The sequence below is a fragment of the Clostridiales bacterium genome (assembly GCA_025757645.1).
Taxonomy (GTDB): Bacteria; Bacillota; Clostridia; order Oscillospirales; family Oscillospiraceae; genus CAG-103.
Genome location: CP107216.1, coordinates 2312596 through 2331265 on the forward strand (window position 1 = coordinate 2312596; position 18670 = coordinate 2331265).

General features: G+C 60.9%; 34 protein-coding genes. All 34 read right to left on the reverse strand.

All coding sequences use genetic code 11. The features are described 5' to 3' along the window. Nucleotides 1-3: 3 nt before the first annotated feature. Nucleotides 4-954 carry a DNA-directed RNA polymerase subunit alpha gene (locus OGM61_11220; protein UYI84397.1) on the reverse strand — a complete coding sequence of 317 codons (951 nt, stop codon included), beginning with the start codon at nucleotides 952-954 and terminating at the stop codon, nucleotides 4-6. An 80-nt stretch (nucleotides 955-1034) separates the two neighbouring features. After that, nucleotides 1035-1661, reverse strand: a complete 627-nt coding sequence (gene rpsD, locus OGM61_11225) for a 30S ribosomal protein S4 (protein UYI84398.1) — start codon at nucleotides 1659-1661, stop codon at nucleotides 1035-1037. 20 nt (nucleotides 1662-1681) lie between these two features. Continuing rightward, a complete protein-coding gene (gene rpsK / locus OGM61_11230) occupies nucleotides 1682-2083 on the reverse strand; it encodes a 30S ribosomal protein S11 (GenBank protein ID UYI84399.1) in 402 nt (133 codons plus the stop codon). A 14-nt stretch (nucleotides 2084-2097) separates the two neighbouring features. Further along, nucleotides 2098-2466, reverse strand: coding sequence for a 30S ribosomal protein S13 (rpsM, locus tag OGM61_11235; protein UYI84400.1), 369 nt, complete (start codon nucleotides 2464-2466; stop codon nucleotides 2098-2100). Between the two features lie 116 nt (nucleotides 2467-2582). Continuing rightward, nucleotides 2583-2696, reverse strand: a complete 114-nt coding sequence (gene rpmJ, locus OGM61_11240) for a 50S ribosomal protein L36 (GenBank protein UYI84401.1) — start codon at nucleotides 2694-2696, stop codon at nucleotides 2583-2585. A gap of 13 nt (nucleotides 2697-2709) precedes the next feature. Further along, entirely contained in the window at nucleotides 2710-2928 is a 219-nt protein-coding gene (gene infA, locus OGM61_11245) for a translation initiation factor IF-1 (GenBank protein UYI84402.1), read from the reverse strand. 38 nt (nucleotides 2929-2966) lie between these two features. Continuing rightward, a complete protein-coding gene (gene map, locus OGM61_11250; GenBank protein ID UYI84403.1) occupies nucleotides 2967-3722 on the reverse strand; it encodes a type I methionyl aminopeptidase in 756 nt (251 codons plus the stop codon). After that, nucleotides 3719-4354, reverse strand: a complete 636-nt coding sequence (locus OGM61_11255) for an adenylate kinase (protein UYI84404.1) — start codon at nucleotides 4352-4354, stop codon at nucleotides 3719-3721. Before OGM61_11255 ends, map begins: the two co-directional genes overlap by 4 nt. 16 nt (nucleotides 4355-4370) lie before the next feature. After that, nucleotides 4371-5669: a preprotein translocase subunit SecY gene (gene secY / locus OGM61_11260; protein ID UYI84405.1), complete on the reverse strand. Its 1299-nt coding sequence runs from the start codon at nucleotides 5667-5669 to the stop codon at nucleotides 4371-4373. Between the two features lies 1 nt (nucleotide 5670). Further along, nucleotides 5671-6111, reverse strand: coding sequence for a 50S ribosomal protein L15 (rplO, locus tag OGM61_11265; GenBank protein ID UYI84406.1), 441 nt, complete (start codon nucleotides 6109-6111; stop codon nucleotides 5671-5673). 14 nt (nucleotides 6112-6125) lie between these two features. Then, nucleotides 6126-6308 (reverse strand): 50S ribosomal protein L30, encoded by a 183-nt coding sequence (rpmD, locus tag OGM61_11270; protein UYI84407.1) that lies wholly within the window; start codon nucleotides 6306-6308, stop codon nucleotides 6126-6128. A gap of 14 nt (nucleotides 6309-6322) precedes the next feature. Beyond that, nucleotides 6323-6853 (reverse strand): 30S ribosomal protein S5, encoded by a 531-nt coding sequence (gene rpsE / locus OGM61_11275; protein ID UYI84408.1) that lies wholly within the window; start codon nucleotides 6851-6853, stop codon nucleotides 6323-6325. A 17-nt stretch (nucleotides 6854-6870) separates the two neighbouring features. Further along, the gene (rplR, locus tag OGM61_11280; GenBank protein ID UYI84409.1) at nucleotides 6871-7230 is read right to left on the reverse strand and encodes a 50S ribosomal protein L18; all 360 of its coding nucleotides are present in this window, start codon (nucleotides 7228-7230) and stop codon (nucleotides 6871-6873) included. A 16-nt stretch (nucleotides 7231-7246) separates the two neighbouring features. Next, nucleotides 7247-7786 carry a 50S ribosomal protein L6 gene (gene rplF / locus OGM61_11285; GenBank protein UYI84410.1) on the reverse strand — a complete coding sequence of 180 codons (540 nt, stop codon included), beginning with the start codon at nucleotides 7784-7786 and terminating at the stop codon, nucleotides 7247-7249. A 15-nt stretch (nucleotides 7787-7801) separates the two neighbouring features. Then, nucleotides 7802-8200 carry a 30S ribosomal protein S8 gene (gene rpsH / locus OGM61_11290; protein ID UYI84411.1) on the reverse strand — a complete coding sequence of 133 codons (399 nt, stop codon included), beginning with the start codon at nucleotides 8198-8200 and terminating at the stop codon, nucleotides 7802-7804. A gap of 520 nt (nucleotides 8201-8720) precedes the next feature. Continuing rightward, entirely contained in the window at nucleotides 8721-8906 is a 186-nt protein-coding gene (locus tag OGM61_11295) for a type Z 30S ribosomal protein S14 (protein UYI84412.1), read from the reverse strand. A 15-nt stretch (nucleotides 8907-8921) separates the two neighbouring features. Next, entirely contained in the window at nucleotides 8922-9467 is a 546-nt protein-coding gene (gene rplE / locus OGM61_11300) for a 50S ribosomal protein L5 (protein ID UYI85598.1), read from the reverse strand. Between the two features lie 27 nt (nucleotides 9468-9494). Continuing rightward, nucleotides 9495-9800, reverse strand: coding sequence for a 50S ribosomal protein L24 (gene rplX / locus OGM61_11305; GenBank protein UYI84413.1), 306 nt, complete (start codon nucleotides 9798-9800; stop codon nucleotides 9495-9497). A gap of 14 nt (nucleotides 9801-9814) precedes the next feature. Further along, complete coding sequence (rplN, locus tag OGM61_11310; protein UYI84414.1) at nucleotides 9815-10186, reverse strand: 50S ribosomal protein L14; 372 nt, start codon at nucleotides 10184-10186, stop codon at nucleotides 9815-9817. Between the two features lie 12 nt (nucleotides 10187-10198). Continuing rightward, entirely contained in the window at nucleotides 10199-10453 is a 255-nt protein-coding gene (gene rpsQ, locus OGM61_11315; GenBank protein ID UYI85599.1) for a 30S ribosomal protein S17, read from the reverse strand. 23 nt (nucleotides 10454-10476) lie between these two features. Continuing rightward, a complete protein-coding gene (rpmC, locus tag OGM61_11320) occupies nucleotides 10477-10671 on the reverse strand; it encodes a 50S ribosomal protein L29 (GenBank protein ID UYI84415.1) in 195 nt (64 codons plus the stop codon). A 1-nt stretch (nucleotide 10672) separates the two neighbouring features. After that, a complete protein-coding gene (rplP, locus tag OGM61_11325; protein UYI84416.1) occupies nucleotides 10673-11101 on the reverse strand; it encodes a 50S ribosomal protein L16 in 429 nt (142 codons plus the stop codon). Further along, the gene (rpsC, locus tag OGM61_11330) at nucleotides 11101-11979 is read right to left on the reverse strand and encodes a 30S ribosomal protein S3 (GenBank protein ID UYI84417.1); all 879 of its coding nucleotides are present in this window, start codon (nucleotides 11977-11979) and stop codon (nucleotides 11101-11103) included. The genes rplP and rpsC overlap by 1 nt, the downstream gene beginning before the upstream one ends. A gap of 17 nt (nucleotides 11980-11996) precedes the next feature. Beyond that, nucleotides 11997-12344 carry a 50S ribosomal protein L22 gene (gene rplV, locus OGM61_11335; protein ID UYI84418.1) on the reverse strand — a complete coding sequence of 116 codons (348 nt, stop codon included), beginning with the start codon at nucleotides 12342-12344 and terminating at the stop codon, nucleotides 11997-11999. Between the two features lie 12 nt (nucleotides 12345-12356). Then, the gene (gene rpsS, locus OGM61_11340) at nucleotides 12357-12632 is read right to left on the reverse strand and encodes a 30S ribosomal protein S19 (protein ID UYI84419.1); all 276 of its coding nucleotides are present in this window, start codon (nucleotides 12630-12632) and stop codon (nucleotides 12357-12359) included. 14 nt (nucleotides 12633-12646) lie between these two features. Beyond that, on the reverse strand, nucleotides 12647-13483 hold the full coding sequence (gene rplB / locus OGM61_11345; GenBank protein ID UYI84420.1) for a 50S ribosomal protein L2: 837 nt from the start codon (nucleotides 13481-13483) through the stop codon (nucleotides 12647-12649). Between the two features lie 15 nt (nucleotides 13484-13498). Further along, entirely contained in the window at nucleotides 13499-13795 is a 297-nt protein-coding gene (rplW, locus tag OGM61_11350) for a 50S ribosomal protein L23 (protein ID UYI84421.1), read from the reverse strand. Then, nucleotides 13795-14418, reverse strand: a complete 624-nt coding sequence (rplD, locus tag OGM61_11355; GenBank protein ID UYI84422.1) for a 50S ribosomal protein L4 — start codon at nucleotides 14416-14418, stop codon at nucleotides 13795-13797. Before rplD ends, rplW begins: the two co-directional genes overlap by 1 nt. Before the next feature lie 18 nt (nucleotides 14419-14436). Then, nucleotides 14437-15156 (reverse strand): 50S ribosomal protein L3, encoded by a 720-nt coding sequence (gene rplC / locus OGM61_11360; protein ID UYI84423.1) that lies wholly within the window; start codon nucleotides 15154-15156, stop codon nucleotides 14437-14439. A 137-nt stretch (nucleotides 15157-15293) separates the two neighbouring features. Beyond that, a complete protein-coding gene (gene rpsJ, locus OGM61_11365; protein ID UYI84424.1) occupies nucleotides 15294-15614 on the reverse strand; it encodes a 30S ribosomal protein S10 in 321 nt (106 codons plus the stop codon). A gap of 379 nt (nucleotides 15615-15993) precedes the next feature. Continuing rightward, nucleotides 15994-16290, reverse strand: coding sequence for a LysR family transcriptional regulator (locus OGM61_11370; protein UYI84425.1), 297 nt, complete (start codon nucleotides 16288-16290; stop codon nucleotides 15994-15996). Nucleotides 16291-16300: 10 nt separating this feature from the next. Continuing rightward, nucleotides 16301-16681: a cytidine deaminase gene (locus tag OGM61_11375; protein ID UYI84426.1), complete on the reverse strand. Its 381-nt coding sequence runs from the start codon at nucleotides 16679-16681 to the stop codon at nucleotides 16301-16303. Further along, nucleotides 16659-17099, reverse strand: coding sequence for a GtrA family protein (locus OGM61_11380; GenBank protein UYI84427.1), 441 nt, complete (start codon nucleotides 17097-17099; stop codon nucleotides 16659-16661). Before OGM61_11380 ends, OGM61_11375 begins: the two co-directional genes overlap by 23 nt. Further along, nucleotides 17096-18670: an ABC transporter substrate-binding protein gene (locus tag OGM61_11385; protein ID UYI84428.1), complete on the reverse strand. Its 1575-nt coding sequence runs from the start codon at nucleotides 18668-18670 to the stop codon at nucleotides 17096-17098. Before OGM61_11385 ends, OGM61_11380 begins: the two co-directional genes overlap by 4 nt.

Here is an 18670-nt window from a genome sequence, read left to right on the forward strand (position 1 = left end):
TTATTACTGGTTGTCGTCGCTCGCCAGGCTCAGGCCCATCATAGCGAGCTTGTGCTCGACCTCTTCCAGGGATTTGCGGCCAAGGTTGCGCACCTTGATCATCTCTTCCTCAGTCTTGTTCGTGAGGTCTTCGACGGTGTTGATATTCGCGCGCTTCAGGCAGTTGAAGCTGCGCACGGAGAGATCCAGCTCCTCGATCGTCATCTTCATGACGGTGTCGGGGCGCTCCGGCTCTTTCTCCACCACCGTGCAGCTGTTGCCGATCGTGTCAGACAGATCGGTGAAGAGCGTGAAGTGATCGCACAGGATCTTGGCGCCGAGGCTCAGCGCGTCGCGCGCCGAGATGGTCTTGTCGGTCCAGACCTCGATGGTCAGCTTGTCGAAGTCCGTCTGGTTGCCCACACGGGTGTTCTCGACAGCGTAGTTGACCTTCAGGACCGGCGCATAGATGCTGTCCACCGGGATGGTGCCGATGACCTGCTGCGCACTCTTGTTCTTGTCCGCCGGGACGTAGCCTCTGCCGTGGGCGAGCGTGATCTCCATGGAGAGCGCGCCGTCCGGGCCGAGGCTGGCAATGTGCAGCTCGGGGTTGAGGATCTCGACCTCACCGTCTGCCTTGATGTCGCCGGCCGTGACTTCACACTCGCCTGCCGCTTCGATATAGACGGTCTTCGGGCCGTCGCAGTGCAGGCGCGCGATGATCCCCTTCACATTCAGCACGATCTCCGTGACGTCTTCCTTGACGCCGGGGATCGTCGAAAACTCGTGCTGCACGCCGGCGATCCGGATGGACGTCGGGGCAGTGCCGGGCAGTGAAGAGAGCAGCACTCTGCGCAGAGAGTTACCCAGGGTCGTGCCGTAGCCACGCTCCAAAGGCTCAACGACGAACTTGCCATACGAGATATCGTCCGGGGATTCCTGGCATTCGATGCGCGGCTTTTCAATTTCAATCATTTAGACTTAACCCTCCTTACTGTATTGTTGCGCCGCTGGGGCGCTGCGGATGTCAGCTTACCAATTTGAGGGTCTCTTTATTACTTGGAATACAGCTCGACGATGAGGTGTTCCTCGACAGGCAGGTCAATGTCGTCACGCGCGGGCATGGCCACGACCTTGCCGACCATGTTGTTGGCGTCGTAGTCCAGCCATTTCGGCGCGGGACGGGAAGCGTTCGCTTCGACGTTGGCCTTGATCTTGTCGAGACTCTTGCTGGAGTCCTTGAGTGTAATAACCATGCCCGGCTTGACCAGGAAGCTGGGGATGTTGACTTTGCGGCCATCCACAGTGAAGTGGCCGTGGGTCACGAGCTGGCGCGCCTCCGCACGGCTCATAGCAAAGCCGAGACGGTAGACGACGTTGTCCAGACGGGTTTCCAGGATGGCGAGCAGGTTCTCGCCCGTGATGCCCTGGCGCTTCTCCGCCATGGCGAAGTAGCTGCGGAACTGCTTTTCGAGCACGCCGTAGTAGCGGCGGACTTTCTGCTTCTCGCGCAGCTGGGAACCGTACTCAGAGGTCTTGCTGCGGCCCTGGCCGTGCTGGCCGGGGGCATAGCCTCTGCAGTCGATCGCGCACTTCTGGGTGTAGCATCTGTCGCCCTTGAGGAAGAGCTTCTGGCCCTCTCTGCGGCACTGGCGGCAGACAGCTTCGGTATATCTAGCCATAATTCATTTCCCTCCTTCAATCAGACGCGGCGGCGTTTCGGAGGACGGCAGCCATTGTGCGGAATGGGGGTGACGTCCTTGATCATAGTGACCTCGAGTCCTGCCGTCTGCAGGGCGCGGATCGCAGCCTCACGTCCGGAGCCGGGGCCCTTGACGAAGACTTCGACGGTCTTCAGGCCGTGCTCCATAGCCGCCTTGGCAGCCGTCTCAGCGGCGGTCTGTGCGGCGAAGGGGGTGGATTTCTTGCTTCCGCGGAAGCCCATGCCGCCTGCGGAGGCCCAGGAGAGCGCATTGCCCTGGGTGTCCGTGATGGTGACCATGGTGTTGTTGAACGAAGAGCTGATATGCACGGCTCCCTTTTCAATGTTCTTACGCTCTTTGCGGCGCGTGCGAACTTTCTTGCCTTTTGCTGCGTTTGCCATTACATATCCCTCCCTTACTTCTTCTTATTGGCGATCGTGCGTTTCGGGCCCTTGCGGGTACGCGCGTTGGTCTTGCTGCGCTGGCCGCGCACGGGCAGGCCGCGTCTGTGACGCTGGCCGCGGTAGCAGCCGATCTCGGTCAGGCGCTTGATGTCGAGCGCCACGCTGCGGCGCAGGTCGCCTTCCACGATGAAGTGGTGGTCGATGCACTCACGGATCTTTGCTTCTTCCTCATCGGTGAGGTCTTTCACGCGGGTGTCCGGATTGATGCCGGTCATGTCAAGAATCTTTTTTGCGCTGGTTCTGCCGATACCATAAACGTAGGTCAGGCCAATTTCAATTCGCTTGTCCTTGGGCAGGTCAACGCCGGCGATACGTGCCATCTTATTCGATCATTCCTTTCGAAATTTTTGTTCCGCGCGCAAAAAGGGAGGCGACTTACTCCCGCCGGAGGGAGCCGACCTTCTGGCGCGGATGTGTTAGGACTTACAGGGTCAGATCAGCCCTGTCTCTGTTTGTGCTTCGGGTTTTCGCAGATAACCATGACTTTGCCCTTGCGCTTGATGACCTTGCACTTTTCGCACATGGGCTTGACACTCGGTCTGACTTTCATTGTAGTTAACCTCCTACTTGCTTCTCCAGGTGATGCGGCCGCGCGTCAGATCATACGGAGACATCTGAACCGTGACCTTGTCACCGGGGAGGATTCTGATAAAGTTCATCCGGAGCTTTCCGGAGATGTGCGCCAGGATGATGTGGCCGTTGCCGATATCAACCCGGAACGTCGTGTTGGGCAGGGATTCGACGACCGTGCCCTCCAGTTCGATTACATCGTCTTTTGCCAAGGTATTTGAACCTCCTAAGGTTTTTCGGGACGCACCCGTCAAATGTCGTCTGCGAACGTCAGGATCTCCGGCTCGCCGTCGGTGACGAGCAGAGAGTTTTCGTAGTGCGCCGACAGGCTGCCGTCCGCCGTGACCACGGTCCAGCCGTTGTCCAGAACACGGACCTCGTACCCGCCGACGTTGACCATCGGCTCCACGGCGATCGTCATGTTCTTCTGCAGACGCGGGCCGTGGCCGGGCTTGCCGTAGTTCGGGATCTCGGGCGCCTCGTGCAGGCTGGCGCCGACACCATGGCCGACATACTCGCGCACGAGCGAATAGCCATAGCTCTCGGCGTACTCCTGAACGGCGTGGCCGATGTCGGAGATGCGGTAGCCGACGCGGGCAAATTGGATGCCCTCGAAAAAGCTCTGGCGCGTGATGCGGATCAGGCGCAGGGCCTCATCCGAGCACTTGCCGCACGGGAACGTGCCCGCGCAGTCGCCGTTGAAGCCGCGGTAGCGGGCGCCGACGTCGACGCTGACGATATCGCCCTCATGCAGGACGCGGTCGCCGGGGATGCCGTGGATGATCTCGTCATTGACGGAGATGCATGCCGCCGTCGGGAAGCCGCCGTCGGTCATGAAGCACGGCGACGCGCCGGACTTTGTGATGAACTTGTGCACTTCGCGGTTGATCTGGCGGGTGGTCACACCCGGCTCCACCATCTGACGCGCGACGGTACGCGCGCCAGCGGTGATCCGGCCGGCCTGCCGCATGAGATCCACTTCAGGATCGGATTTGATGATAATCATTCCAGACCCAGAGCTTTCTCGATCGCAGCGGTCGTGGCCTCGATGGTCGGCTGGTTATCGACCTTGACGAGCTTGCCGCGCTGGGCATAGAAGTCCTTGAGTGGCTCGGTCTCGGCATGGTAGACGTCCAGGCGCGCCTTCACGGTCTCGGGAGCGTCGTCCTTGCGGATGGTCAGCTCACCGCCGCAGAAGTCGCACTTGCCTTCCACCTTGGGAGGATTGGAGACGATGTGGAACGTGGCGCTGCAGTCCTTGCAGGTCCGGCGGCCGGACATACGCTCGATGATGGTCTCGTCCGCGATCTCGATCGAGAGGGCGGTGTCGACGTCGATGCCGTGCTGCTCCAGCGCTTCCGCCTGGGGGATCGTGCGCGGCATACCGTCGAGGATATAACCATTGGCGCAGTCGGGCTCAGCCAGACGCTCGCAGACGATGCCGATGATGACGTCGTCCGGAACGAGCTTGCCGCTTTCCACGTAGGATTTTGCTTTCAGACCCACGGGCGTGCCGTTTTTCATGGCCGCGCGCAGGATGTTGCCGGTGGAAATGGTGGGGATATTCAGCTTGCGGCTGAGGATCTCAGCCTGCGTACCCTTGCCCGCACCGGGGGCACCTAACAAAACAAGTTTCATTGTGTGCATCCTCCTATCAGTTCAGGAAGCCCTTGTAGTTGCGCATGAGCATCTGCGCCTCGAGTGCGCGGACGGTCTCAAGTGCAACACCGACAACGATGATGATGGACGTGCCGCCCAGGGAAATACCGGTGAGCTGCTCCGCCTTCGAGCACGCGCTGACGATCAGCGGCGTGATCGCGATGACGCTCAGGTAGATCGCGCCGAAGAGCGTGATCTTGTTGAGCACCTTCTGGATGAATTCGCTCGTCGGCTTGCCTGCACGGAAGCCCGGGATGAACCCACCGTTCTTCTTCAGGTTGTTGGCGACCTCGATCGGGTTGAACTGGATCGTGGAGTAGAAGTAGCTGAAGAAGATGATGAGCAGGAAGTAGATGACGATATACGGCCAGGTGGTCGTATCAAAGATGTGCTTCATGACCCAACCGTTCTGCCACTTCGGAACGAAGGCGCAGATGGTGGCCGGCAGCGACGCGATCGACTGGGCGAAGATGATCGGCAGGACGCCGCTCATGTTCACCTTCATCGGCAGGTGCGTGCTCTGGCCGCCGTACATCTTGCGGCCGACCACGCGCTTGGAATACTGCACCGGCAGACGGCGCTCGGCGTCGTTGACGAGCACGATGAGCACGATGAGCAGCAGGGCGCCGAGGTACATCAGCACCAGGACCCACCAGGCGAGGTCGCCATTGGCGACGTTGTTGATCTGGCGGATGATGGAGTTCGGGAAGCGGGCGACGATGCTCACGAACAGGATGATCGAGATACCGTTGCCGATGCCGAACTCGGTGATCTGCTCACCAAGCCACATGATGAGGGCGGAGCCGGACGTAAAGGTCAGGATGATGACGATGGCTGCCCAGACATTGCTGGCAAAGTCCGCGTTGATGAGGCTGTAGTTGCGCATCATCATATAATACGCAAAGCCCTGCAGCAGGCCGATGGCGACCGTGCTGTAGCGGGTGATGCTGGCGATCTTCTTCTTGCCTTCCTCGCCGCCTTCCTTCTGCAGACGCTCCAGAGCGGGGATCGCAATGCACAGGAGCTGAATGATGATGGAAGCGTTGATGTACGGCTGGATGGACAGTGCGAAGATCGTCGCCTGAGAGAACGCGCCGCCGGACATGACGTTGAACAGGCCCAGGATCGTGTTCTGCAGGCCACTAGCCTGGAAGTAGTCGGCCAGTGCTTTGGTGTCGACGAAAGGTACGGGTACGGCATTGCCGAGACGGTAAAGCAGGACAATCAGAAGCGTAAAGAGAATTTTCTTGCGCAGTTCCTCAATGCGCCATGCGTTACGAAATGTCTGGAGCACCTTACACCACCTCAGCCTTTCCTCCTGCTGCCTCGATCTTCGCTTTCGCGGATTCGGAGAACGCAGAAGCCTTCACAGTCAGCTTCTTGGTGATTTCGCCGTTGCCAAGGATCTTCACACCGTAGGTGCACTTGCTAAGGATGCCGGCATCGAGCAGGGCCTTTGCGTCGACGACAGCGCCGTCTTCAAACTTCTCCAGAGCGGAGACGTTCACGCTCTCGAGCGGTTTGGCAAAGATGTTGTGGAAGCCGCGCTTCGGGATGCGGCGGGCCAGAGGCATCTGGCCGCCTTCGAAGCCGATGCGGACGCCGCCGCCGCTGCGGGCCTTCTGGCCCTTATGACCGCGGCCTGCGGTCTTGCCGTTGCCGGTCGCGTGGCCGCGGCCCTTGCGCTTGCCGACATGGGTGGAGCCCACAACGGGAGAAAGTTCGTTGATATTCATTTTGGGGGCCCTCCTTATTCTTCTTCAGTGACGGCGACGAGATAGCCGATCTTGGCGATCTTGCCGCGGGTCTGCGGGTTATCGGGCTGCACGGTCTCGTTGCCGATCTTGTGCAGGCCGAGGGAGTTGGCGGTGGCAATGTGCTTGGCATTGCGGCCGCTGAGGCTCTTGACGAGCTTAATCTTCAGATTTGCCATGTCTCAGCCCCTCCTTAACCCAGAATCTCTTCGGCGGTCTTGCCTCTGTAAACAGCGACCTGCTGGGCGTTGCGCAGAGACTTCAGACCTTCCATCGTCGCGGCGACAACGTTCGCCGGGTTGTTCGAGCGCAGGCACTTGGTACGGATGTCCTTGATGCCGGCAGCCTCGACCACAGCACGCACGGCGCCGCCGGCGATCACGCCGGTGCCGGGTGCGGCGGGCTTGAGCAGCACGCGGCCGGCGCCGAACTCGCCGATGACCTCGTGCGGGATCGTCGTGCCCTGCAGGGTCACGGTGGTCAGGTTCTTCTTCGCGTCCTCCAGGCCCTTGCGGATCGCTTCGGAAACTTCGGCAGCTTTGCCGAGGCCGAAGCCCACGCGGCCCTTGCCGTCGCCGACGACGACCAGTGCGGAGAACTTTGCGACGCGGCCGCCCTTAACGGTCTTGGAAACGCGGTTGAGGGCAACGACTTTTTCGCTGAATTCCTGGGGCTCATCGCTGCGGTTGCGGCGGTTGTCCCGTCTGTCATTGTTATATGCCATTTCGTTTCCTCCTCCCGTTAGAACTTCAGGCCGCCCTCGCGGGCGCCTTCTGCCAGAGCCTTGACGCGGCCATGGTACACGTTGCCGCCGCGGTCGAACACGACCTCGGTGATGCCGGCCGCCACGGCGCGCTCGCCGATGAGCTTGCCGATCTTGGCTGCCGCTTCGCAGTTGCCACCATTGCCTTCAAAGCCCTTTTCCACGGTGGAGGCGCTGCAGAGCGTCTTACCGGCGACATCGTCGATGATCTGGGCATAAATGTTGTTTTCGCTGCGGAACACGCTCAGACGCGGTCTCTCGGCCGTGCCGGAGATCTTGCCGCGCACTCTCTGGTGACGGCGAACGCGCTGCGCTTTCGTATTCGGTCTCTTAATCATTCAGGCACACCTCCAATTACTTCGCGCCGGTCTTGCCTTCTTTGCGGCGGATATGCTCGTAATCGTACTTGATGCCCTTGCCCTTGTACGGCTCGGGCGGACGCTTCGCGCGCACTTCTGCTGCAAACTGGCCGACCTTTTCCTTGTCGATACCCTTGATAATGACCTGGTTCGGGTTCGGGACATCGATCTGGATGTCCGCGTTCTCGGACACGGTGACCGTGTGCGAGAAGCCCAGGTGCATAACCAGGTTCTGACCTTCCTTCACGGCTCTGTAGCCGACGCCGTTGATCTCGAGCGTCTTGCTGAAGCCCTCGGTCACGCCGATGACCATGTTGTGGATCAGCGTGCGGGTCAGGCCGTGCAGGGAGCGGTGCAATTTGTCATCGCTCGGGCGGGTGACATGGATGGTGTTGCCTTCGACCGTGACGGTCATGTCCGGGTGCACGTTGTGCGACAGGGTGCCCTTCGGGCCCTTGACGGTGACAACGTTGCCATTGCAGGTGACTTCAACGCCTGCGGGGATCTCAATGGGAGCTCTACCAATTCTAGACATTGTTCTGTACCTCCCTTACCACACGAACGCGAGGACTTCGCCGCCGACGTGCTGCGCACGCGCTTTCTTGTCGGTCATGATGCCCTTCGAGGTGGAGATGATCGCGATGCCGAGGCCGCGCAGGACCTGCGGCAGCTCGTCAGCGCCGGCGTAGACACGCAGGCCGGGCTTGGAGACTCTGCGGAGGCCCTGGATGGCCTTCTCTTTGCCGGGGAGATACTTCAGGGTGATGCGGATGACGCCCTGGGTGCCGTCATCAATGAGCTGGAAGCTCTTGATGTAGCCTTCCTCGAGAAGAATTTCGGCGATGGCCTTCTTCATCTTGGAATTCGGGACGTCCACGGTTTCGTGCCGAGCGCTGCCAGCGTTGCGGATGCGGGTCAGCATATCGGCGATGGGATCGGTGATCTGCATTTGTGTTTCCTCCTTAGTTAGAAGTTACCGATGATACGGTTTGGGCGGCGAGGTTCCGCATGAATGCTTGATTCCCTGCGGCCTTTCGTCATCCCTGCCCTTTCTGCGAAGGGGCAAAAGCTTGCTTTCGTGACGCGCGGTCCATTTTCATGTCGCCGCCGGAGGCGGCGGCACGGCCGCGGTGCCGGGCGGCACAAAAGCGGTGAGCCATGCATGCGCGCCGGGTCAAACGCACAGGCATGGGCGGGGCGCGGCACCGGAACTCAGATCATAAGGACCGGCACCGTATTTCAGTGCGCACCGGCAGCCGCAGATCCAGCTGCGGCTGCGCGGGGCGAACTTACAGAAGTTGGGGCTGAACGCGAGGGTTCAGCGCTGGGCGGAAATTTTTCGTCAGGCGGTGTGCACCGCGCAGCCGTTATCCCGCCCCGGGCGAAATTCTGTTGGTTGGCGAAGGGCGCTGTGCGCAGCTGTATCTGGTATACAGCAAGCACAGCTCACAATGCCAAACGGCAGAATTTTACCAGCTGGCTTTGCGGACGCCGGGGATCTGACCCTTGTACGCCAGCTCACGGAAGCAGATACGGCAGATGCCGTAGTTGCGCAGGTAAGCGTGGGGACGGCCGCAGATCTTGCAGCGGTTGTACTGACGGGTGGAGTACTTCGCGGGCGCCTGCTGCTTGAGGATCATAGATTTCTTAGCCATTGTGTCGCTCCTCCCTTATGCTTTGGTGACGAACGGGGCGCCCATGAGCTTGAGCAGCTCGCGTGCTTCCTCATCGGTCTTGGCGGTGGTGATGATGGCGATGTTCATGCCGCGGAGCTTCTCGATCTTATCGTACTCGATCTCGGGGAAGATGATCTGCTCCTTGAGGCCGAGGCTGTAGTTGCCGCGGCCGTCGAACGCATCGGCCGAGATGCCGCGGAAGTCGCGGACACGAGGCAGCGCGATGTTGAACAGGCGATCCAGGAACTCCCACATACGGTCCTGACGCAGCGTGACCTTCACGCCGACGTGCATACCCTCACGCAGCTTGAAGTTTGCGACGCTCTTCTTGGCGACGGTCGCAACCGCATGCTGGCCGGTGATCGCAGTGATGTCCTTGATGACGGCGTCGAGCGCCTTGGCGTTATCCTTGCAGTCGCCGCAGCCGACGCTGACGACGATCTTCTCGATCTTCGGGATCTGCATAACGCTCTCGTACTGGAACTTCGTCATCAGAGCGGGAGCGACTTCCTCCACATACTTCTTCTTCATAGAAGGCATATTTGCCATAGTTCGTTGCTCCCTCCTTTACAGTTCGGCGCCGCACTTCTTGCAGACGCGGACTTTCTTGCCGTCGGTGATCTTGTGCGCAATGCGGGTCGGCTTGCCGCACTTCGGGCAGACGACCATGACCTTGCAGGCATAGATCGGGGTTTCGGTCTTGATGATGCCGCCCTGATCCTGCTGATTTTTCGGCTTCTGGTGCTTCGTGGCGACGTTCACGCCCTCCACGATGAGCTTGCCGCCCTTCGGGTCAGCAGACAGGACTTTGCCTTCCTTGCCCTTGTCCTTGCCGGACAGGACAACGACTTTATCGTCTTTTTTGATGTTCATGTTCTGCGCCCTCCTCAAATAACTTCGGGAGCCAGAGACAGGATCTTCGTGAAGTCACTGTCGCGGAGCTCACGGGCGACGGGCCCAAAGATACGGGTGCCGCGGGGGTTCTTATCCTCGCCGTTGATCAGGACGGCGGCGTTCTCATCGAAACGCACATAGGTGCCGTCCGCGCGGCGGACCGGCTTCACGGTGCGGACAACAACAGCCTTGACGACGTCGCCCTTCTTGACCGAGCCGCCGGGGGCCGCCTTGCGCACGGAAGCAACGATCACGTCGCCGATGCTGGCGTATTTACGCTTGGATCCGCCGAGAACGCGGATGCACTTGATTTCCTTGGCGCCGGTATTGTCGGCAACCTTCAGATAACTTTCCTGCTGAATCATGTTGTTGCCTCCTTACTTCGCCTTTTCCACGATCTCGACCACGCGCCATCTCTTGTCCTTGGACAGGGGGCGGGTCTCCATCACGCGGACGATATCGCCAACATGGCACTCGTTGTTCTCGTCGTGTGCCTTCAGGCGGTAGGTCTTGCCGATGATCTTTTTATAGACTTTGTGCGCCACGTGGTCTTCCACGATGACAACGATCGTCTTGTCCATCTTGTCGGACACCACTTTGCCGACGCGGGTCTTGCGGGAAGTCGTTCTCATTTCGTTCATTCTCACTTACCTCCTCACTGCTCGAGCTGCTTTTCGCGGAGCACGGTTTTGACTCGGGCAATGTCGCGACGCACAGCGGAAATCTTAACGGGGTTGTCAAGATGATTGGTAGCGTGCTGCATACGGAGCATGAACAGGTCCTTCTTCAGTTCGACCAGCTTGCTTTCCAGCTCAGCGGCGGACATGGAGCGAATTTCACTAGCTTTCATCTTATTCACCACCAATCTCAGTGTCTTCCTTCTTGACGATCTTCGTCTTGCAGGGAAGCTTGTGGCTGGCCAGACGCAGCGCCTCACGGGCAGCCTCTTCCGGCACGCCAGCGATCTCAAACAGAACTCTGCCGGGCTTCACGACGGCGACCCAGTACTCAGGAGAACCTTTACCGGAACCCATGCGGGTCTCGGCCGGCTTCTGCGTGACCGGCTTGTCGGGGAAGATCTTGATCCAGACCTGACCGCCACGCTTGGTGTAACGGGTCATGGCGACACGGGCCGCCTCGATCTGGTTGGAGGTGATCCAGGCCGGCTCCTGCGCCTGCAGGCCGAACTCACCATAGGTCACCTTATTGCCGCGCAGGGCCTTGCCGGTCATACGACCGCGCTGCACTCTGCGGTACTTCACTCTTTTCGGCATCAGCATTAGTTGTTGCCTCCTTCCTTCGGAGCAGCGGGAGCTGCCGGACGCGGGCCGCGGTTGTAGCCGCCCTGCGGACGGTTGCCGCCCTGCGGACGTCCGCCGCCCTGGTAGCCCGGACGGCCGCCCTGGCGGTTGCCGTCACGACGGTCGCGGTTGTAGCCGCCGCGGCCTCTGCGATCGCCGTCACGGCGGTCACGGCGACGGTCGTCGCGCTTGTTCAGATCCATGGTGCGCGGGGTGGTGCGCAGGCTCTGGGAGAGGATCTCGCCTTTGTAGATCCAGACCTTGACGCCGACACGGCCGTAGGTCGTGGCAGCCTCAGCGAAGCCGTACTCGATGTCCGCGCGGATGGTCTGCAGCGGAATGGTGCCCTCGTGGTAGCACTCGGTGCGGGCGATCTCGGCGCCGCCCAGACGGCCGGAGCACATGATCTTGATGCCGCGGGCGCCCATTCTCATGGCGCGGCCCATGGCGTTTTTCATCGCGCGGCGGAAGCCGATGCGCTTCTCGAGCTGCGCGGCGATGTTCTCGGCGACGAGCTGTGCGTTCGTATCCGGCGTGCGGACCTCGACGATGGAGAGGGCGACCGGCTTGCCGATCATCTTCTCGACGGAGAGGCGGATGCGCTCGATCTCCGCGCCGCCCTTGCCGATGACAACGCCCGGACGAGAGCAGTGGATATAGATGCGGACCTTCGCGCTGTCGCGCTCGATCTCGATGTTCGGGATGCCTGCGGAATACAGGGTCTTCTTCAGGTACTGGCGGATCTTGTAGTCCTCAACGATCAGGTCGCCGACCTTCTCGTCACGGGCATACCAGCGGGAATCCCAATCTTTGATGACGCCGACACGCATGCCGTGCGGATTAACTTTCTGTCCCATATCTTCTGCCTCCTCCCTTATGCCTTCTCAGCCACGACGATGGTGATGTGGCTGGTGCGCTTGTTGATGCGGTACATACGGCCCTGAGCTCTCGGGCGGCCGCGCTTGAGGATCGGGCCGGCCGTGGCATAGGCCTCGGCAACGTAGAGGTTGTCCGGATCCATCTCGAAGTTGTTCTCCGCGTTGGCGCAGGCGCTCTTGAGGAGCTTGAGCATGAGCTCACAGCCGGCCTTCGGCGTGTTGGCCATATAGGCCTCGGCGACCTTGGTGTCCTTGCCGCGGATCATGTCGCAGACGATCTGGACCTTACGGGGAGCGATACGGGCGTGCACCAGCTGGGCACGTGCAGTTTTCAGTTCTTCCATGTTCTCTCCCCCTTACTTTCCAACAGTCTTGCTGCCGGCGTGGCCGCGGAACGTGCGCGTGGGCGCGAACTCGCCCAGCTTATGTCCGACCATGTCCTCGGTCACATAGACCGGAACGTGACGGCGGCCGTCATGGACAGCGATGGTGTGGCCGACAAAGGACGGGAAGATCGTGGAGGAACGGCTCCAGGTCTTGATGACCTTCTTCTCGCCGGCCTTGTTCATTTCATCGACCCGCTTCAGCAGCTCGGGAGCGGCAAACGGGCCTTTCTTAACACTTCTGCTCATTACCTATTCCCTCCTTACTTCGCGTTGCGGCGCTTGACAATGAACTTGTCGGTCGCATTCTTCTTCTTGCGGGTCTTGTAACCCATCGCCGGCTTGCCCCACGGGGTGACCGGGCCGGGACGGCCGACAGGCGCTTTGCCTTCGCCGCCGCCGTGCGGGTGGTCGCACGGGTTCATGACAGAACCGCGGACAGTCGGGCGGATGCCCATGTGGCGTTTGCGGCCGGCCTTGCCGACGGCGATGTTGGCATGGTCAACATTGCCGACCTGGCCGATGCAGGCGATGCAGTTGAGGCGGACCTTGCGGTACTCGCCGGAGGGGAGACGGACGGTAGCCATGCCGTTTTCCTTCGCCATGAGCTGCGCGGCGACGCCCGCGGAGCGGACCAGCTGCGCGCCCTTGCCGGGGTAGAGCTCGATGTTGTGGATAACGGTGCCGACCGGGATGTTGGCCAGCGGCAGGGCGTTGCCCGGCTTGATGTCCGCCGCGGCGGAGGACAGGACGGTGTCGCCCACGTTCAGGCCGACAGGGGCCAGAATGTAGCGGCGCTCGCCGTCGGTGTACTCGACCAGGGCGATATAAGCGCTGCGGTTCGGATCGTACTCCAGGCGCAGGACGGTAGCAGGCACGTCCATCTTGTCGCGCTTGAAGTCGATGACGCGGTACTTTTTGCGGTTGCCGCCGCCCTGATGGCGGACGGTGATGCGGCCGTAGCTGTTGCGGCCGGAGTGCTTCTTGAGGACCTCCACGAGCTCCTTCTGCGGCTTGGCGTGCTTATCGACACCGTCGAAGCCGGAAACGGACATATGTCTGCGGGAAGGCGTGGTGGGTTTATAGGTTTTAATCGACATTGTTCAATTCCTCCCTTACACCATGCCCTCGAAGATCTCGATGTTCTTCGAATCAGCGGACAGTTTCACAACGGCCTTCTTGCCGGTGGCGGTCATGCCGGAGGGATTGGCGCCGACGCGCTTCTCCTTGGCACGGATCGTCGCGGTGGTGACCTTGATGACCTTCACGTCAAAGATCTCCTCGATGGCCTTTTTGATCTCGATCTTGCCGGCGTCCTTGGCGACTTCGAACGTGTACTTTTTGATGTCGAGGTCTTCCATGGACTGCTCGGTGATGATGGGACGGATAATGACATCGTAAGCGGTTCTCATTATGCGTACACCTCCTCGATTTTCTGGAGCGCAGCCTTGTCAACGACCAGGACGCGGTGCGTCAGGATCATATAGGGGCTGAGGATGGTGGCGATGGTGCTGCTCACGCCGGGGATGTTGCGGGAGCTCTTGACGAGCTTCTCGTCGACCTGCTCGGTCACGAGCAGAGCCTTGCCGTCGGCGCCGATCTTGGTCAGGAACGCCTTGACGGGGGCGGTCTTGATCTCCTCGACGGCCATGCCGTCCACGACGAGGATCTCGCCGGCAGCGGCCTTGGCGCTCAGCGCGCTCTTGAGGGCCAGTCTCTTGACCTTCTTGTTGAGCGTGTAGCTGTAGTCGCGCGGCTTCGGCGCAAACGCGACGCCGCCGTGGGTCCACACCGGGCTGCCCTTGTAGCCGGCGCGTGCGCGGCCGGTGCCCTTCTGGCGCCAGGGCTTGGCGGTGGAGTAGGAAACCTCGCCCTTGGTCAGCGCGCTCTGCGTGCCCTGACGGCAGTTGGCCAGGTGGTTCTTCACGGAGTCGTGCAGGACGGACTCGTTGGGCTCAACACCGAAAACGGCTTCGGAGAGCGCCACTTCGCCGACCTGATCGCCGGCCATATTAAACAACTTAGCAGTAGGCATATTCGCTCTCTCCTTTCCTTACTTTCTTGCAGAAGCCTTCTGCGGGTTACGACCGGAGGCCTTCTGCGGGTTGGTGCTGATGCCGGCGTCGCCCTTCTTGACGACGGTCTTCTTGACGGTGCTCTTGATATAGACAATGCCGCCCTTCGGGCCGGGGATCGCGCCGCGCACAACGATCATGTTGAGCTCGGGATCGACCTTGACCACGTCGAGGTTCTGGACGGTGACCTGATCCACGCCCATGTGGCCGGCCTGCTTCTTACCCGGGAAGATACGGGAAGGATCGGTGCTCGAGCCCATGGAGCCGGCGTGACGGTGCACAGGGCCGCCGCCGTGGCTGGTCGGGGTACGGCCCTGGCCGAAGCGCTTGATGACGCCGGCGTAGCCGTGGCCCTTGCTGATGCCGGTGATGTCGACCTTGTCGCCTTCCTTGAAGGTGTCGGCCTTGACGACATCGCCCACATTGACAGAAGCGCAGTCCTCGAGACGGAACTCTTTGAGATGCTTCTTGTAGCCGACGCCCGCCTTATCCAGGTGGCCCTTCTCGGGCTTGGTCAGCTTCTTCTCGGCGACGTCCTCGTAGCCGAGCTGGACGGCTTCATAGCCTTCCTTTTCCTTGGTCATCTTGCCGGTGACCGTGCAGGGGCCTGCCTCGATCACGGTGACGGGGACGACCTTGCCTGCTTCATCGAAGATCTGCGTCATGCCGACCTTTTTACCGATGATGGCTGTTTTCATACATGTTCCTCCTTCAGGTTATTGGTCAGCTCGCTTAGCTCATGGCCAGAGGCTGCTGACTTGACCCGTCCGCACACGCAAGCTGCGGACTGCGGGTTTGTAAATATGCGCTCGCGCGCAGGGTTAACGGGGTGTGCTTACAGCTTGATGTCGATCTCGACACCGGCCGGCAGCTCCAGATTCATCAGAGCCTCGACCGTCTTCTGGGTCGGGTTCATGATGTCGATCAGGCGCTTGTGGGTGCGGCGCTCAAACTGCTCGCGGCTGTCCTTATACTTATGAACAGCGCGCAGGATGGTGACGATCTCGGTCTTCGTCGGCAGCGGAATGGGGCCGGAGACCTTCGCGTCGGTACGCTTTGCGGTTTCGACGATCTTCTCCGCCGCCTTGTCGATCAGCTGGTGATCGTAGGCCTTGAGGCGGATACGGATCATTTTCTTGTTGCTCGTGGTTGCCATGTTGTTTCCTCCGTTACGAATTTTTTTGGCGGCATTGGCTCCGCCTGGTTCGCACGGATGAGATCGCCATACACCGTTCCGTGCGTATCAAACCCTGCCCGAAAAACAAACCGGCTCTCGCCGGTATACAGCCGCGCAGGTGATATACGCAAGTGCTGGCTGACTCAACCGCCCGATCATCTGCCGTGCAAGGGCGCGGCAGCGGACATACTCCACGGAAGTTACCGGAGACGGGCTCCGCAATCTCCCGCTTCATCGCAGAATGCACCTGTTTCCGCACAGGCGCTTCATAAGAATAGCAAAAACCCTCCCGAATGTCAAGAGGGTTTTTCGCTCAAACGTAGAAATTTTGCAAAAAAGTTTGTGCAGTCCGCCAAAATTACGCCTCCGGCGGTTCGGGCGGCTCCGGGGCCGCCTCCGCCGCGGTGTGCACGGCGGCCGCAAGCGCATCGGCCTGCCGGAGCAGGTCCTCCGCCCCGGTCAGGAGCGTCTGCCCGGCGGGCGTGAGCGCGACGGTGTGCCGGTCGCGCACGAGCAGCGGCACGCCGAGCTCCCGCTCGAGGGCGGACACGGCGCGGCTGGTCGTCGAGTGGCTGACGAAGAGCTGACCGGCCGCGCGGGTAAAACTGCGGCAGGCGGCAACGGTGCAGAAAATGCGCAGCTGTTCCAGTTCCATAGCGGATCCCTTAATAATTAAAGGTATAGGGCATGAGCTCGCTCAGGCGGTTGCTGACATAGCGGCCGCCGCCCATGGCGGACAGCACCTCCATATCGGGCGCGAACTCGGCCAGAAACTGCCGGCACGCGCCGCAGGGGTAGCAATAGTGCTCGCCGTCGCCGTAGACGGCGATGCGCACAAAGTCGCGGCGGCCCTCGCTGACGGCCTTGCAGGCGGCGGTGCGCTCGGCGCAGATGGTGCTGCCGAGGGCGGCGTTTTCAATGTTGCAGCCGGTAAAGACCGTGCCGTCGCGGCACTCGAGCGCCGCGCCGACGGCGAAATGGGAATACGGCACATAGGCATTGCGGGAGGCCTGCTCGGCCAGATTAATCAGTTGACGATCTGTCATGATCCTGCTCTCCTTCCGTTTGTTTGGGGACTGCGAACACAATATATTTATAGCCGAAGTAGTTGAACAGCGCGACCTCGAGCGTGACGCCGACCTTGGCGATGTACGGGTTGAGGCCGAAGTGCGTCAGCAGGCCGATCATCACCTCGCTCACGCCGAGGGACACCACGTTCCACATCACAAAGCGCAGGCACTGCCGCCAGCGGGCGATGTGCCCGTCGCGGAAGGTGATGCGGCCGTTGAGAAAATAGCTGCAGACCGTGCCGACAAAGTAGCCGATGGCCTGGCAGATCACGGGCGTGAAGTGCAGCAGCTCATGTGCAGTTGTGAACGCCACCCAGTCCATGCCCGTGTCAAAGCAGCCGACGAGCGCATAGGTGGCAAAGCGCTTGGCGCGCGCAATCCACTCTTGTTTCATGCGTTATTGATCTTCCAATCCGTGATGTTGTGGAAAATGTTGTACTTCGTGGGAGAAAAGCCGCCGACGGCGCCGCGGTGCACGTACAGGCAGTGCTTTTCAAAGCAGACGGGCACGATGGGCGCAGTGTCCGAGATGGTCTGGAGCATGGTGCCGCAGGCCGCTGCGCGGTCGGAATCTGCGGCGGCGAGGTAGGCGTTGATGACATCGGCATACGTGCCGGTCGTGATGCCGCCGTAATTGAGCGAGCCACCGGCCTTGAGCAGCGCCGAGAGATCGAAGTCCGCCGGGAGGGCGACCTCGCCGTAGTACATATCAAACTTGCCGCCCTTGAGCGCATCCTGATAATTGTCCCAGCTGAGCTCCCGCACCTTCACAGGGATGCCGATGCTCGTGAGGTCGGCCGCAATCTTGTTGGCCATGCTGACCTTGGTCGTGCTGTCGGCATAGACGATCAGCGAGAGACTGATGTCGAGCGGGGACTGCCCGTCGGGCATGTACTCGCGCTCACCGTCGCCGTCATAATCGACGATCTTCAGGTCGTCAAACAGCTTCTTTGCCTTATCCAGGTCATAGGACAGCGACTCGTTGAGGGCATTGTCATAGAGCGTGCTCGCCGGATGGACGGGCAGCGCGGTGGCGACGGCGCAGTCGTGCAGCAGCGCGACGGCAAACGCGCGGTCGATGACGTAATTGAACGGCTGGCGGTAGCGCGCCGTCATGAAAAAGCTGCTGTTGGTGTTGAAGCCGACATACTGCAGGTTCGTCGTGGCGTACTGGCGCTGGTCGTTCAGGCTCGAAAAGCTCAGGTCCGTGCCGGAGCTGGGGTCACTGAGCGCGAGATCGAGCTGGCCGTTGTCAAACGCGGAGACGATCTCCTCGACCGACTTGCACTCCATGAGATAGACCGTGTCGACGGGCGCTTTGTCCGCGTCCGGGTGGCCGGAATAGACCGTGAGGCTCTGGTGATCGGACGCAAACTGATACAGCCCCGTGCCGCTGGGGTAGGTGCTGTCGGCCGCGTTGTTTTCGATGACCGGGATGTTCAGCAGCGCGGGAAACTGCGTGTTCGCGCGCGCGAGCGTGACCGTGACGGTGCCGTCGTCGCTGTCCTTGACGTCCTTGACGGCGTTCAGGCGGCCGGAATACAGATCCGACGCCATGGCGGTCTGAATGGAATAGGCCGCGTCCTGCGCCGTGAGCGCGTGGCCGTCGTGGAAGGTGCGGCCGGCCGCGACGGTGAAGGTCCAGGTCTCCCCGTCGTCGCTGCTCCACTCGGTGAACAGGCCGGGCTCGGCCTCGAAGGCATCGGTGAGCTCCGTGAGCGTCTCGTACACGAGGCCGCAGACGGCGAGGTTATCGGAATTTTGCGTCTTGTAGGGGTTCATGCCGGCGGACGCGCTGTAGTTGAGCGTGAACTTGCCGTCGAGCTCGACGGTGGTCTGCGTGTCCTTCTGGCCGACGGTGTCGCCGGTGTCGTCCGTGGTCTTCTTGCCGCAGGCCGTGCAGCCGAGCAGCAGCACAAGTGCGAGCGCGAACGCGAGCACGCGGGTCAGGTGCAAATGTTTCAT

Excerpts from the sequence above, each read along its gene's own strand:
- rpmC (UYI84415.1), bottom strand. The coding sequence starts at position 10,671 with ATGAAAGCTAGTGAAATTCGCTCCATGTCCGCCGCTGAGCTGGAAAGC.
- rplC (UYI84423.1), bottom strand. The coding sequence starts at position 15,156 with ATGAAAACAGCCATCATCGGTAAAAAGGTCGGCATGACGCAGATCTTC.
- rplN (UYI84414.1), bottom strand. The coding sequence starts at position 10,186 with ATGATTCAGCAGGAAAGTTATCTGAAGGTTGCCGACAATACCGGCGCC.
- OGM61_11380 (UYI84427.1), bottom strand. The coding sequence starts at position 17,099 with ATGAAACAAGAGTGGATTGCGCGCGCCAAGCGCTTTGCCACCTATGCG.
- rplW (UYI84421.1), bottom strand. The coding sequence starts at position 13,795 with ATGAGAACCGCTTACGATGTCATTATCCGTCCCATCATCACCGAGCAG.
- rplF (UYI84410.1), bottom strand. The coding sequence starts at position 7,786 with ATGTCTAGAATTGGTAGAGCTCCCATTGAGATCCCCGCAGGCGTTGAA.
- rplD (UYI84422.1), bottom strand. The coding sequence starts at position 14,418 with ATGCCTACTGCTAAGTTGTTTAATATGGCCGGCGATCAGGTCGGCGAA.
- rpmJ (UYI84401.1), bottom strand. The coding sequence starts at position 2,696 with ATGAAAGTCAGACCGAGTGTCAAGCCCATGTGCGAAAAGTGCAAGGTC.
- OGM61_11255 (UYI84404.1), bottom strand. The coding sequence starts at position 4,354 with ATGAAACTTGTTTTGTTAGGTGCCCCCGGTGCGGGCAAGGGTACGCAG.
- rpsQ (UYI85599.1), bottom strand. The coding sequence starts at position 10,453 with ATGAGAACGACTTCCCGCAAGACCCGCGTCGGCAAAGTGGTGTCCGAC.
- rplB (UYI84420.1), bottom strand. The coding sequence starts at position 13,483 with ATGTCGATTAAAACCTATAAACCCACCACGCCTTCCCGCAGACATATG.
- rpsS (UYI84419.1), bottom strand. The coding sequence starts at position 12,632 with ATGAGCAGAAGTGTTAAGAAAGGCCCGTTTGCCGCTCCCGAGCTGCTG.
- rplP (UYI84416.1), bottom strand. The coding sequence starts at position 11,101 with ATGCTGATGCCGAAAAGAGTGAAGTACCGCAGAGTGCAGCGCGGTCGT.
- rpsM (UYI84400.1), bottom strand. The coding sequence starts at position 2,466 with ATGGCACGTATCGCCGGCGTTGACCTGCCCAAGGACAAGCGAATTGAA.
- OGM61_11220 (UYI84397.1), bottom strand. The coding sequence starts at position 954 with ATGATTGAAATTGAAAAGCCGCGCATCGAATGCCAGGAATCCCCGGAC.
- map (UYI84403.1), bottom strand. The coding sequence starts at position 3,722 with ATGATTATCATCAAATCCGATCCTGAAGTGGATCTCATGCGGCAGGCC.
- rplO (UYI84406.1), bottom strand. The coding sequence starts at position 6,111 with ATGAATATCAACGAACTTTCTCCCGTTGTGGGCTCCACCCATGTCGGC.
- rpsK (UYI84399.1), bottom strand. The coding sequence starts at position 2,083 with ATGGCAAACGCAGCAAAAGGCAAGAAAGTTCGCACGCGCCGCAAAGAG.
- rplX (UYI84413.1), bottom strand. The coding sequence starts at position 9,800 with ATGAACATCAAAAAAGACGATAAAGTCGTTGTCCTGTCCGGCAAGGAC.
- rplE (UYI85598.1), bottom strand. The coding sequence starts at position 9,467 with ATGCCTTCTATGAAGAAGAAGTATGTGGAGGAAGTCGCTCCCGCTCTG.
- rpsH (UYI84411.1), bottom strand. The coding sequence starts at position 8,200 with ATGCAGATCACCGATCCCATCGCCGATATGCTGACCCGCATCCGCAAC.
- rpsJ (UYI84424.1), bottom strand. The coding sequence starts at position 15,614 with ATGGCAACCACGAGCAACAAGAAAATGATCCGTATCCGCCTCAAGGCC.
- rpsD (UYI84398.1), bottom strand. The coding sequence starts at position 1,661 with ATGGCTAGATATACCGAAGCTGTCTGCCGCCAGTGCCGCAGAGAGGGC.
- rpsC (UYI84417.1), bottom strand. The coding sequence starts at position 11,979 with ATGGGACAGAAAGTTAATCCGCACGGCATGCGTGTCGGCGTCATCAAA.
- rpmD (UYI84407.1), bottom strand. The coding sequence starts at position 6,308 with ATGGCAAATCTGAAGATTAAGCTCGTCAAGAGCCTCAGCGGCCGCAAT.
- rpsE (UYI84408.1), bottom strand. The coding sequence starts at position 6,853 with ATGGCATATAACAATGACAGACGGGACAACCGCCGCAACCGCAGCGAT.
- OGM61_11375 (UYI84426.1), bottom strand. The coding sequence starts at position 16,681 with ATGACAGATCGTCAACTGATTAATCTGGCCGAGCAGGCCTCCCGCAAT.
- rplV (UYI84418.1), bottom strand. The coding sequence starts at position 12,344 with ATGGAAGAACTGAAAACTGCACGTGCCCAGCTGGTGCACGCCCGTATC.
- OGM61_11370 (UYI84425.1), bottom strand. The coding sequence starts at position 16,290 with ATGGAACTGGAACAGCTGCGCATTTTCTGCACCGTTGCCGCCTGCCGC.
- OGM61_11385 (UYI84428.1), bottom strand. The coding sequence starts at position 18,670 with ATGAAACATTTGCACCTGACCCGCGTGCTCGCGTTCGCGCTCGCACTT.
- rplR (UYI84409.1), bottom strand. The coding sequence starts at position 7,230 with ATGATTAAGAGACCGAATACGAAAGCGCAGCGCGTTCGCCGTCACCAG.
- OGM61_11295 (UYI84412.1), bottom strand. The coding sequence starts at position 8,906 with ATGGCTAAGAAATCTATGATCCTCAAGCAGCAGGCGCCCGCGAAGTAC.